At 46.1% G+C, this 11,761-nt stretch carries 11 protein-coding genes and 1 other RNA gene; 5 read left to right on the top strand and 7 right to left on the bottom strand.

Going from position 1 to position 11,761, the window contains the following annotated elements; translation table 11 throughout:
- Positions 1-50 precede the first annotated feature (50 nt).
- The 5 genes from ACLVWP_RS17830 to ACLVWP_RS17810 all read left to right on the top strand — a co-directional run bounded on the left by ACLVWP_RS17830 (position 51) and on the right by ACLVWP_RS17810 (position 4,566).
- Positions 51-1,073 carry a hypothetical protein gene (locus tag ACLVWP_RS17830; protein ID WP_413559011.1) on the top strand — a complete coding sequence of 341 codons (1,023 nt, stop codon included), beginning with the start codon at positions 51-53 and terminating at the stop codon, positions 1,071-1,073.
- 151 nt (positions 1,074-1,224) lie between these two features.
- On the top strand, positions 1,225-2,403 hold the full coding sequence (locus tag ACLVWP_RS17825; RefSeq protein ID WP_413559010.1) for a TIGR02147 family protein: 1,179 nt from the start codon (positions 1,225-1,227) through the stop codon (positions 2,401-2,403).
- A 540-nt stretch (positions 2,404-2,943) separates the two neighbouring features.
- Positions 2,944-3,291, top strand: a transfer-messenger RNA (tmRNA) gene (gene ssrA, locus ACLVWP_RS17820).
- A 151-nt stretch (positions 3,292-3,442) separates the two neighbouring features.
- Complete coding sequence (locus ACLVWP_RS17815) at positions 3,443-4,327, top strand: SDH family Clp fold serine proteinase (RefSeq protein WP_413559009.1); 885 nt, start codon at positions 3,443-3,445, stop codon at positions 4,325-4,327.
- Complete coding sequence (locus ACLVWP_RS17810; protein WP_413559008.1) at positions 4,324-4,566, top strand: hypothetical protein; 243 nt, start codon at positions 4,324-4,326, stop codon at positions 4,564-4,566. The genes ACLVWP_RS17815 and ACLVWP_RS17810 overlap by 4 nt, the downstream gene beginning before the upstream one ends.
- A 275-nt stretch (positions 4,567-4,841) precedes the next feature.
- On the opposite strand, the gene ACLVWP_RS17805 is transcribed toward ACLVWP_RS17810, so the two are convergent.
- From ACLVWP_RS17805 to ACLVWP_RS17775, 7 genes are all read right to left on the bottom strand, one after another.
- Positions 4,842-6,179: an alpha/beta hydrolase fold domain-containing protein gene (locus tag ACLVWP_RS17805; protein WP_413559007.1), complete on the bottom strand. Its 1,338-nt coding sequence runs from the start codon at positions 6,177-6,179 to the stop codon at positions 4,842-4,844.
- Positions 6,180-6,493: 314 nt separating this feature from the next.
- Positions 6,494-7,432, bottom strand: a complete 939-nt coding sequence (locus tag ACLVWP_RS17800) for a hypothetical protein (RefSeq protein ID WP_413559006.1) — start codon at positions 7,430-7,432, stop codon at positions 6,494-6,496.
- Positions 7,433-7,524: 92 nt separating this feature from the next.
- On the bottom strand, positions 7,525-8,358 hold the full coding sequence (locus tag ACLVWP_RS17795; protein ID WP_413559005.1) for a class I SAM-dependent methyltransferase: 834 nt from the start codon (positions 8,356-8,358) through the stop codon (positions 7,525-7,527).
- Positions 8,355-9,281 carry a JmjC domain-containing protein gene (locus tag ACLVWP_RS17790; protein WP_413559004.1) on the bottom strand — a complete coding sequence of 309 codons (927 nt, stop codon included), beginning with the start codon at positions 9,279-9,281 and terminating at the stop codon, positions 8,355-8,357. The genes ACLVWP_RS17795 and ACLVWP_RS17790 overlap by 4 nt, the downstream gene beginning before the upstream one ends.
- A gap of 194 nt (positions 9,282-9,475) precedes the next feature.
- Positions 9,476-10,225: an SDR family NAD(P)-dependent oxidoreductase gene (locus ACLVWP_RS17785; RefSeq protein WP_413559003.1), complete on the bottom strand. Its 750-nt coding sequence runs from the start codon at positions 10,223-10,225 to the stop codon at positions 9,476-9,478.
- A 271-nt stretch (positions 10,226-10,496) separates the two neighbouring features.
- Positions 10,497-10,796 carry an ArsR/SmtB family transcription factor gene (locus ACLVWP_RS17780; RefSeq protein ID WP_413559002.1) on the bottom strand — a complete coding sequence of 100 codons (300 nt, stop codon included), beginning with the start codon at positions 10,794-10,796 and terminating at the stop codon, positions 10,497-10,499.
- Positions 10,797-10,919: 123 nt separating this feature from the next.
- Positions 10,920-11,717, bottom strand: coding sequence for an alpha/beta hydrolase (locus ACLVWP_RS17775; protein WP_413559001.1), 798 nt, complete (start codon positions 11,715-11,717; stop codon positions 10,920-10,922).
- Positions 11,718-11,761: the final 44 nt, after the last annotated feature.

Raw genomic sequence — 11,761 nt, 5'->3', positions numbered from 1 at the left:
CTTGCTTTCCAACCCCATCGCGGATTCTAATTGATGCAAAAGGGGGAAGAATGGCACTAAAACACCTATTATTTTTCGCAATCTCTATGACTTTGATGGCAGGTCCTCAAGTCGTGAAGGCACAAGGTCCACTTCCTCTTCCAGACGAAGATTTGCCAGTTCCGGGCGAACCAACTCAACCAGCTCCACGCCCAAACCCAGCACCGAAGCCTCGTCCAAATCCAGGTAAACCTCCTGCGACGACTCCGGTTCCTCCTTCTTATCCGAACCAACCGGGCAATGGTAATTACGGCACAGAACAAAAAGTTATCTATGTTCAACGTCGTGTGATGAATGAACGTTTCAACTTGTTTGCTTTGGCGGGAGTAAACCACCAACGCTATCAAGGTTGCATCGTTGATTCTGTCAGTGTGAACGTGATGGGTTCTGATATCCGCACGCAAATCGGTTTGTTGATCAATGGCAATGTTGACCAATGGGTGAATTCTCCACAACGTTACTTTGAATTCCGTCCTCGCTATCAAGCGATCATCGGCCAAGTTCGTATGATGGAAGTCGATGTGCGTGGTATGTCTGATATTCAAACAATTGCTTTGAATATTCGCTGCAACGGCAATGGTGGTCAGTATCCTAATCCAGGGCCAAACCCAAACCCGGGACCAAACCCAAATCCTGGTTACTGTGATCCAAACCAACAAGGCCAAGTATTCCCAGTACAATTAAATGTATGGCAACGTTTGGTGGGCAATGCTCGCTTTGAACTAAGTCCTTACTTTAACTGGCAACAGTATCGTGGTTACCGCCTAAGATCGGTCCGATTCGATGCAGTTTCATTCATGAACGTGTCTTATGTTGATTTCGCGGTGAACGGTGTGTTCTTGGGTCGCTCGCAAGTGGGTCCTTGGAATCAAGCTTACGAATTATTCGCGCAAAACGTAGTGATTGGTCAGAACGCTCAGAACTTTACGTTCTTTACTCAAGGTGATCTTGAGATCCGTAACGTAACTTTGTTCCTTGAAGATTGTGGCAACAATCAACCGGTGCCACCTCCGCAGCCGCCTCGTCCGCGCTAATTCATAAATTCTTTGTTCTCTTGCAAGGGCTTTCGGTAAAACGAAGGCCCTTTTTTTATGCCACGCAATAACATGCGGTGAGTTGGTTTGAATCCCCTTGTTTTGGCGCTCCAACTGCGTTCAACTATTTAGGCGCAAAGGAGCAATTTCTATGCAACACAATCAACCTGAGTTCGGCAAAGGCAAAGAAATTTCAAACACTTCGCTGGTTCCGCCAGTTTTGTCTGATTACATGAGCTACCGCGAATATCTTGCGGATTTTTATCAATACAAACGCAAGGCTTCTAAAGGTTCTTTGCGCCAGTATAACTACGCAGTTTTCTCTGCGGCAGCGAACATCAAATCTCCAAACTATTTGAAAATGATCATCGAGGGGAAAAGAAATCTCTCTGAAGATATGATCGGGAAATTTGGTAAAGCTCTTGGCTTTAATAAAGAACAAACTGAAGAGTTCCGTTTGCTAGTGAACTTCACTCAAGCAACAGATCCTGCAGATCGTAATATCTTCCTGAAAAAAATGTCAGAGCACCGTGTAGGTGTGAAACTTAAAACAGGCGAGATCGATCGTAAATCCTTCGAGAAAGTTCCGAACTGGGTTGCATGGATCGTTTACGCAATGGTGGATCAAGAGGGCGTATCGTTTGATACAGCGTCATTGAAAGCCCTTCTGCGTGGCAAAGCTTCCGAAGACGAAATCGAAAACTCTTTGCAGGCATTGATCGCTTCTGGCGAGCTTCGTAAGGATGAAAAAACGGGCGAGATCAAAAAAGCTCGTTCATTGACTGAATCTCCTGAAGACATTCCAGTAGCGCTTGTTCGTAAGCTTCAATCTCAATTGATGTACTTGGGTCTTGAGTCTATTTACCAAGATCAACCGACAGATCGCGAATTCGGCACATTGACGATGTCTTTGACGAAAGCAGAGTTTGAAGAAATCAAATTTAAGCTTCGCCAAATGCGCAAAGGTCTTCATAAAGACAACTCGATCGCTCGTATGAAATCAAAAGGCGAAAGAGTGTACCAATTGAACATCCAACTATTCCCAGTAACAAATGCTGTGAATGGCGTTGGTGCTCAACCGGTTATCAACAGTGCTCTTGATGTGAAAGATGTGATCACTGAGGCGTCTCAGCCTTCCGCTGAAGCGGTTGCAAGAGCCGAAGCAGTGTTAGCTAACGCTGTGTCTGCGGATGTTCCTCAGGCGCCAGTGGCGGCGACAGAGCAAGCGGCAGCACCGACGGCTCCAACAGCTCCGAATGCTCAGAAAGAACGTTCTAATGTAAGTTCTTTGGCGGCATCGGCGGCGGCAGCTGCGGATCTTTTCCGTTAATATTTAAATCAAATTCGATGATGAAAAGGGGAGGCGAAAGCTTCCCTTTTTTTATTGTGTGGCAGGTTTCCTCACCCGAAAAAACGCGCCTATTTTGCCCCGTTTTTCCGTCCCTTTTTGTCTGTGATTGCTATGTTTCAGAGCATGTTCAGAAATGTGAATCAGTTTCGAGAAAATTTAAGATTCTTAAATTTATAATCGAAAAAGCACCAAAATTTCAGCAACAATGTGGATAACTCTGTGGAAGACCCCTATAAATGGTGGATATCTGGACCTTTTACTAGGTGAATTGTCATGCTTACGTTAGCGTACCGTTAACCTGGTGTAACATAAAACGCTGAAAACGCAGGCAATGACATGCTGAATTGCCTATTGTTTTCCTGTTTACGTTCACACACTATGTCCGATCGTTTTGCGGAACTTTTCCACCGTATCATGAGTTCTTTCTTCGTTGCTTCGTCGTCGCTGTACTATTTGTACAGCTTCCTCCTCGCGCCTCGAAACAACTCATGCTACGATGTAAAAGTACTGTATTCACATGGGGGCGTACTGGCTTCGACGTGGGTGCTGAAGCATAAGGAGCATACCGGGGCGGATGAGGACCTCGATAAAAACGTCCATTTTGTAATTGGCAACGATTACGCACTTGCAGCTTAATTAGCCGCACGATCTCCCTTAAGGTGGTTTCGCTTTTGGAGTAGATTGTCAAATTAGAGACCTCGGCAAGTTGGGTTTTCTCCAGCAGACTTGCTTAAATTTACTGGGGGAATGTGTCGTAAGCATTTTGTCTGTGGAAGTCTTACGAACAAATTAAAACACTGACTAAGTATGTAGCGCCTTATCGTGGATCTCTTGCGGACGCGGGTTCAATTCCCGCCGCCTCCACCATTTTCGATAAAACAAAGAACCTCCCACTGGGAGGTTCTTTATTTTTAAGACCTTTGTTTGGCTTTAGATTGTCGATTATTGTTTATATTATTAATAGTTTTGGTATGTAGTAAGCTAACTTTAGTTTATTTATAAAGTTAGGAAGAACTAGATGACGTCTAAAATTGATCAATTAATTTCTGAAATTCAATCTGAACGAAAAAATCCAGTACTTGTGCTTAAAGAAGATGAGATTGGCCTCTCAACAGTATATGCGATGCACGATCTACTTGCGCAGAAGAGTTTCGATACTTTGGATGTATTACTTCACACTCCTGGTGGTGATCCAGACGCGGCTTATAAGATGGCGAGAATTCTAAAAGATCACTGCAAAAGAGCGAATATTCTTGTGCCGGCGATGGCTAAAAGTGCCGGTACATTGTTTTCTCTTTGTGGAGATGAAGTAATTCTGTCAGAACTTGGAGAATTGGGACCTTTAGACACTCAAATTGAAGAGCATGCCGAGGGAGGTAATCGACGCTTCAACTCTGCTTTAAATGGCTTTAAAGCGCTAGAGCAAATCAAGATTCATACGCTGGAAACCATGGATCTTGCGGCAAAGATGATTTTGCTTAGATCGGGAATGAGAATAAGTGAGTGCTTGTCCCTGGCTATTCAGTTTTCTGGACAAACGAGTGGAACTTTGTATTCAAAACTGGATGCACAAAAAATAGGTGAATATGCGAGAGCGCTGGATATTGGTGAGAAGTATGGCGTGCAAATTTTACATCGAATGTGCAAATGGCCTATTGAGACAGCTAAGAAGACCGTTACTCAACTCGTACGAGGCTACCCGTCCCATGGATACGTATTAGATTACGATGAATTAAAGTCGTTGGGGCTTAATGTGTCACTGATATCTCACACATTGAGCGAGACCTTTGTCGAAATTGGAAAGACTTTTCATATGGCCAGTGGTAAGATAATAAAGTTAGCGGATTATAGTCAGTCTCAAAATGAGACTGTGACGCCAGAAGAGGCCACGGTTGAAGCATGATAAATAAACCGAAATTAAATAATGAAAATGTAGGTTATATGGAAACTTCAAGTCAGCAAATGGACAAATTCTTTTCGGACTCCAGTGAAGTACGTGACTTGGTGGAAGAGCAAAGAGTAGATTTTTTTGTCTATTCTTCGTTGGAGGCTGAGATCTCTGATTCCTTTAAACAAGTTAGGGATTTAATTGAGAAAAAAAATAATCCCGTCGTTGGCACTATTGGAAATGTAAACGGTTAGAAAATTTAGTGAAGTTATCTTTAAAAAAGCGGCTTATAACAGCCGCTTTTTTTTGGAATCTAAAAAACCACGTAAGCGTTCAAGTTATAGCTAATATTCTCAGATGAAAAGATCTCGAATCCGCACTCAACACAGAACCCCACCACTTTCCAAATTCGTATTGCTGATTAGCCTGATTAGCGCTGGATTGATCGTCCAACCGAAATTGATGAGATTCGGCTCAAGTAAGTTAGATCGCGGGACCTAATCAGGCTCCGCGATCTTGTGTCCTCTCCTTAGTAGCCAGTTTGATAAAGATCGAACGCGTTGATGAAGGCGTTGTTAACTTTTCCCTGGAAGCCGATGTTGAGAGTTGGGTTTTTGGTGATGACGTGCACGTAGCGACGAATCGCCGTGCTTTTTCCTCCAAGTGCAATCGCATCGAATTTTGGAAGTACCGGCACCGAGATGGTGGACGAACCATTCGGGAAGTCCATCGTAACATCAAACACCCGCGAACCCTTCGCACTGAAAGCTGTTGAGTTTTCAGCAAAGAACAAACCGACGCGATAGACTGCGGCGCTTGCCACCGGCAATTTGTAGCTGAAATTCCAGCCGTAGCGCGAGTCAGTATAGAGCGCTGGCAACGACGTGCCTGCTGTGCTCACGTTTCCGTAGTCATAGGCCGCCCCACCAACGAAGTACTTGTCGGGTGTGAAGTTAGATGTATTGGTTTGATCCAGCTGGCCAGCATTGATCGCATAGTTTGGTGCGCCAGCGACTTTCTTAATCGCTAGGCGATCCGGGATTCCGAATTGTTTAAGAATTCGGGCGCGTGAAAGAGCCCACGGAATAGTTCGAGAGAAGCCGTGACCTTGTCCTTCGTAAAGTACAAGCTCGGCATTAACCTTTCTATTCCAAAGAGTGTTTGCAAGGCTCGTCGAGTGAATTGGATCGACCTGAGTATCGTGCGTGCCGTGAATGATATAGAAGGCGGCCGAATTTTGATCGACGTGAGTTCTGATCGATGCGTCTTGATAAATCGGCATAGTTTTTTCGTTGCGCGGCTGACCGATCCAACCCAAAGCGCAATCGGTTCCTACGGTTTGTGTGAGAGTGAAATCAGTGCGACCAAACCAATCCACGACAAGTTGGACTCGGCCGGAGTATTTGTCAATTGCACCTTTGCGATCTTCAGCGGCTTGAACACCCAACATCGCAGCAAGGTAGGAGCCAGCGGATTCGCCGTGAGTGACGATCTTGTTCGGATCAACCTGAAAGCGCGCCGAATTTTTGCGAATGAATCGCAATGCCTGTTTGGCGTCGGTGACCCCTGCAGGCCACTTCGCAACTTGTGCCAATCGGTAGCCAACACTGAAAACGGTGAACCCCTCGTCAGCAAGTCCCTTTACAACACCGTTGATACTGGCTTTGCTGCCGCTATTGTAGCAACCGCCGTGGAAGAACATCAGCGCAGGACGCAGAGCTGTGCCGGGATTAGTAGGACGATAGACATCCATCTTGAGGCTCGTTCCATTGATATAGTCGTATTCGACATCTGTCTCGGCGACATAGGCCTGCGCCGCCACTGACGTCAACAATCCGCCCATCAACAAGCTCAACTTCTTCAGCATACTGACCCCCATAGAATCTGCGTGGCGATGTCTCACTTCGACTCGAATCGCCGCTCGACCTTGTTAGGGAATGCAAACAACTCGCCACGAATGCAGGCCACAGGTTTGAGCTCAGAGCCAGTTTGTTGGGGGAGCGTGGCGAACATTTGTTCAAGTCGTGAGCTCGGAGAGCGGTAAGCACCGGTTTCGAGTTTGAATTAGGGAATCTCGTCAGTATTTTGATAGTTCGATGAACTTCTTGCCACATTTATCTGGAGCGGCGTTACTCCATTTTCTCGACTGGAGTCCTCCAGCCGAGAGTCGTTCTTCCGAGTTTAGAAAACCGCGTAAACGTTCAAGTTATAGCTGATATTTTCATAAGAAAACGCGCGGGAGTCAGAGCTTGCGATTGAGCCACTGCCGTTTTCCAAATTCGTATCGCTGATCAGCGCTGGATTAATATAGAAAGCACCATAGTACATATTCAACCCAACTTCATGTGAACCGATGTTCCCCATGTCAGGTTCCCAGTTGCCGCGTTGAGCTTGGCTGGATTTTTCTGAAATCGTGTAAGCGTAGTACGGGTTGATCTTATCGTTCATTGTATAAATAAATAATGGAGCCGCTTTCAGCTGATAGTATTCAGCATCGGCACCAACAGCTTTATTCGGGTTGCTGCCGCTGTTGAATTGCACGCGTGGGGAAACTAGTGCTGCCATCGTGAACTTCGGATTGATGGTCCACTCAAAGTAATTATCCAAACGGATACGACCCATCTCATGATTGTCCTGAGCCACAACATCTGTCGGGGCATAGTATCTAAGATCGATCAAACCAAAGCTTGAGTTCATCCATTTTTGTGGTCGCAAAGCCGCGCGTAAAACAGTTTCCGCCATCGCAGTTGTAGAATCGCGGTGAAGTCTTGAATCACGAGCGCCTAGGCCGTCGCGTGTAGAAGTAATTTGAAAGTGCTGACGAAGTTCCAACTCCCAAAGTTTTGTTGGAGCATAACGAGCGCCGACAAAGTTATAGGAGATAATTGCGCCAGCCGCAGGTTTGCGATTATCAGCTTCGTAGTTAAAGTTTTCAGAACCTAGGGTGAAGTGCCATGGAGTTTCTTTGCTCGCATCAGCAGTACTCATGCTGGAAGTCGCAGTTGGTGCTGCTGATGACTCAGTTGCTGGATTAGAAATCTTTGTTGTTGAAGTCGATGCATCCTGTGCAAAGCCTTGTGTACAAAGCAAAGTAGCGACCGCGAAAAGTACTGTCTTCATTCATCCCCCCGGAAATGCAGATATGAGGATGATTTCAAGAAGTGCTTAATACGTCAAAACAATAACCCGACGCAGATGCACATTTGGTAAGTCTATTTGTGTGCGGTCGAAAAACGCCCGCTCATCTCGCTCAAGTTTAGTTCGTCCAAAATCCAATTTAGACGATCGGCCGCACGCTGGCGCGGGCCTTCTTTCTTGGTTGCAATGATGAGTTCGTTCTTCATCGAGTGCTCAAAGCCGATCAGCTCAGTCACAGTGACCTGATATCCGTGCGCCTCTAGGCGGAGAGCACGCAGTACATTCGTCAAATGGCTGCCGAACTCACGCGTATGGATCGGGTGGCGCCAGATCTCTGTGAGGGGACTTGCAAGTTGTTTAGCTTTGTTTTGGCGAAGGACTTTGGCCATCTCTGCCTGGCAACAAGGAACCAAGACAATGTGCTTTGCTTGCTTTTTAAGAGCAAAATCAATGGCGTCGTCCGTGGCTGTATCACAAGCATGAAGTGCGGTAACAATCCCGATCTTTTCAGGCAACAGCTTAGATTCTGTGGCTTCCGCTACCAGCAAGGGAAGGAAGGACATATTCGGGAAGCCAAGCTTACCCTGAAGCTCGATGGACTTTTTAACCAGCTCTTCGCGGGTTTCGATGCCGTACACGTGGCCGTTACCGACAAGGCTTTTAAAAAACAGATCGTAAATGATGAACCCAAGATAAGACTTGCCTGCGCCGTGATCGACTAAGCTGATATCCGCGCCCGATGCTTGAAGGTCTTTAAGCAAAGGCTCGATAAAGTTATAAAGGTGATAAACCTGCTTAAGCTTTCTGCGGCTGTCTTGATTGATTTTCCCATCACGAGTCAGGATATGAAGCTCCTTAAGGAGTTCAATCGACTGACCATCACGCATTTCTTCTAAGGGTTTCTTCATACTAGACGGCTTTCTTTAAGTAACACTCGGCCAGAGATTTCAGGCAAGTCAGCGGCAAGGCTTTGCACTAAGAATTCAAAGCGAGAGATCGCAGCTTCTTTGCGAGATTCGTCAGTACCTTCAAGGCCGTCAGCAAGCTCACGCCATTCTGGGGATCTTAGCAGGATTTCTTGGATAGACTTTGTAAACACATCAGCCCATGTTGGTTGGCTGAAAGTAAAATTCAACGACAAGGATTCTTCCTCAGTCGTTGTTTCGTGCCAGTACCCACGTGGAACGAAAAGCACGCAGCCTGGTTTCATCACGACTTCCATGCTGTCTTCATCAAGCATATCAATCAGGGGAGCATGGCATTGAGTTTCAAGGGCCGCAGGCATTTCTTCAGAGCCTGTTGTAAAACGCTCTGTCGGGAAATCCACAGATTCGTTCGGTGCCAGTCTCCAAGTTTTAGTGCCTTTGATTTGAATCACGAAATTCGCATTGGCATCAAAATGCAAACGAGTCCCACAACCAGCAGGGGTTGCATAAGCAATCGAGCGCGCTTTGCACAGATTGTTTTCTTCACCACCAGTGACTAGCCCCAAATCTTCGCGGATGTTTTTTAAAGTATTTGCGATTGTTGGATCTTGAGTTTGCATGGCATCGAATACTAACGTCATGTTGTTGCGATAAACTTTAAGAGCGTCTTGGGGATCTAAGTGAATAGAGCTGTATTCATCGTCAAAGTCAGGAAGGCAGGCGCGAACTTTACGTTGGCGAGCTGCAACCAGTTGCTCAAGGCTTTGCATTTGAGCAAGATCAAAAATCTCCTGAAGCTTGCCCGGAGTCGCCGGAATAAACAAAGGCTCAACAGGCCAATTGGAGCTAAAGAACTCCGGAACAGTCACAGGGGCTAAAAGATCAGCAAGGCCAAGTTTTTTCATGCCCTGATATAACTCAGGGCCTCTGGTAGACGCTATCTATATCTTTTTACCATGGATTTATGCCAGGCGACCGCTCTGACAAGGCCATTCCGAAAGAGGCCCAAGCCGGAAAAAGCGGCCAACAAAAACACCATTAAGTTATCACTGCCAAAATGTTCCACTTGGAGCCTCCTTCCTCTGAAATTAAGTAATACCTAGCGAAGCCCGCCGGCACCTTGGATACGCTCGCCGGTAACCCAAGCAGAGTCATCCGAGCCCAGGAATAGAGCGATTTTCGCGATATCTTGAGGCTGGCCGATACGACCCAATGGAGTCTGAGCGACGATGTTTTTCTCCATATCGCTGCCGATCATACCCAAAGTGATGGAGCCTTCGGTTTCGACGCCGCCTGGAGCGATATTATTTACGCGGATTTTGCGACCAGCCAGTTCGCGGGAAAGGCCGATAGTCAAAGTATCAACGGCACCTTTCGTTGCAGCATAGATCGCAGTGCCTGGCATAGGACTTGTGCTGACAACAGAGCTAACGTTGATAATGCTGCCACCTTCAGGGGAGAAGTGTTTTACAGCTTCGCGTGTGCTTAACAAAATACCCAAAACGTTGGTGTTGAATTGGCGGTGGAATTCTTCTTCGGTGACTTCTTCGATGGTCGTGAATTTGTAAACGCCGGCGTTGTTAACCAAGATGTCTAATTTACCGAATGTTTTTTTAGTCTCCTCAAAGATTCGTTTTACATCGTCAGCCTTGGCAACACTGCCTTGAACTGCAATAGCTTTTCCGTCATTTGCGACGATTTCTTTAACTACTCTGTCAGCGTCTTCTTTGCTGGAGGAGTAGTTCACAACAACCATTGCTCCGTTTGCCGCGTATTCTTTTGCGATAGCTGCGCCAATACCTTTAGATGCACCTGTTACTATCGCCACTTTGCCATTTAACTTTTTCACTGGATTCACTCCGTTTTAGCCCGATCTGTGTCGGGGTTTTATTGTTCGATACTTAGATAAATATCGAAATGAAAAATCCAATGTCAATGTGACGGTTAGATAATTATCTAACTATCGAAATAACCGAATGAGTACGCATAGATATGGAGGTAGAAATTCGATGGAGGCCAGGTCTTTACGTTGTTTCGGATAGCAAAATGGCGCACCCAGCAACCGAAGCGGTTGTGAATATCATTGGGGAATTTTGAATTATAAAAGCTGGGGAGGTTAACTAGATCTTAGCAAGCTTATCCAAGTAAGCATGCAAAACTTCGCGCTGAACCGACAGACGCATGAACTTACCTTCGCGAGTGATCTCTACCAAGCCCGCGGTTTCAAGTTCTTTAATATGATGGGAGAGAGTCGCCGCACTGATGTCGTGCTCTTCTTGCAAAGCACTGCAAGCCATGGAGTTGTCGCCCTTGCAGGAACCAATTTGTTTAAGGATCAAATAACGGCGTGGCTCTGCGAGAGCTTTTCCGATTTGTTCAAATTGTTTATCCGTTAAACGGATTGTTTTCGACGTCGACATGTAAGAGAGGATACACGAAACTCTAGAATCTGTCCAGACAGTGGGTTTCGCACGCAATTACAGATAGTTAGATAAATATCAAAGTGTACTGCGGAGGAAAATCCCCCGCAGTATGTGAACTAATTAAGCATGATGTACATTGTTCGCCCAGTTAAGGCTCGCCTCAGCGACTTTTTCCCAACCTGGTTCAGCAACCAAGTAGTGAGAAACACCATCGAAGCTTAAGAAATCAGTGCGAGCTTTTGCTTTCGATTGTTTTTTAAAGATCGAGCGCACAAGAGCTGGAGCAGTAGTGCGATCTTTCTCTCCCGCGATCACAAGCAGTGGTTGTTTGCGGTTTTTAGCATCGACAAAAGTACCGATCGACAAAGCAGCTTCAAAGAAGATGCGGCCTGGAGCAGGGATCACTTCTTTGACATAGTCAGCGTCCCTTTGATCTTTCGGAGCAGTGTTCGCAAAGTTTTCGTCGAACGCTTCTTTAGTTAACACGAAAGGTTTTTTCCAACCGCCAGAGCGGAGCAAGATCGGCAATACAGATGCGATCGAGCGGAAATCAGCGATAATACCACCAATCGGAGCGGAATCGATGACCACGCCCGCAGCACCCACGCCTCTGTCTAAAAGAATCTGAGTTACCAAGCCACCCATCGAGTGACCGATTAGCAGAGGAGCTTCAGGAAGTTGTCTGATGATCTCCTCATAGTGGTCAGCGATTTTTTGTAAAGACAGGCTGCCGAACTCATCACCTGGGTTGTTACGGATGTCTTCGATAGGGCGATCCAAGTACGGCCAAGTTGGAACAAGCACATTGTACCCGTGAGCTTCAAAGTAGTTTTTGAATGGGTTCCAAGAAGTCGGAGTCATCCAAGCGCCGTGAATTAGAACAACTGTTTTTTGGTTACCGTTAGCTGATGAGTTCATATATTCCTCCTGTGTTTTTAAGACTGTGTGTCTTTGATGAATAC

The sequence above is a fragment of the Bdellovibrio sp. HCB209 genome (assembly GCF_047306065.1).
GTDB lineage: Bacteria > Bdellovibrionota > Bdellovibrionia > Bdellovibrionales > Bdellovibrionaceae > Bdellovibrio.
Note: the sequence above shows the minus strand (reverse complement) of the source record. Positions and strands in the feature narration are given on the sequence as shown.

Excerpts from the sequence above, each read along its gene's own strand:
- ACLVWP_RS17810 (WP_413559008.1), top strand. The coding sequence starts at position 4,324 with ATGATAAATAAACCGAAATTAAATAATGAAAATGTAGGTTATATGGAA.
- ACLVWP_RS17780 (WP_413559002.1), bottom strand. The coding sequence starts at position 10,796 with ATGTCGACGTCGAAAACAATCCGTTTAACGGATAAACAATTTGAACAA.
- ACLVWP_RS17805 (WP_413559007.1), bottom strand. The coding sequence starts at position 6,179 with ATGCTGAAGAAGTTGAGCTTGTTGATGGGCGGATTGTTGACGTCAGTG.
- ACLVWP_RS17790 (WP_413559004.1), bottom strand. The coding sequence starts at position 9,281 with ATGAAAAAACTTGGCCTTGCTGATCTTTTAGCCCCTGTGACTGTTCCG.
- ACLVWP_RS17825 (WP_413559010.1), top strand. The coding sequence starts at position 1,225 with ATGCAACACAATCAACCTGAGTTCGGCAAAGGCAAAGAAATTTCAAAC.
- ACLVWP_RS17815 (WP_413559009.1), top strand. The coding sequence starts at position 3,443 with ATGACGTCTAAAATTGATCAATTAATTTCTGAAATTCAATCTGAACGA.
- ACLVWP_RS17795 (WP_413559005.1), bottom strand. The coding sequence starts at position 8,358 with ATGAAGAAACCCTTAGAAGAAATGCGTGATGGTCAGTCGATTGAACTC.
- ACLVWP_RS17800 (WP_413559006.1), bottom strand. The coding sequence starts at position 7,432 with ATGAAGACAGTACTTTTCGCGGTCGCTACTTTGCTTTGTACACAAGGC.
- ACLVWP_RS17775 (WP_413559001.1), bottom strand. The coding sequence starts at position 11,717 with ATGAACTCATCAGCTAACGGTAACCAAAAAACAGTTGTTCTAATTCAC.
- ACLVWP_RS17830 (WP_413559011.1), top strand. The coding sequence starts at position 51 with ATGGCACTAAAACACCTATTATTTTTCGCAATCTCTATGACTTTGATG.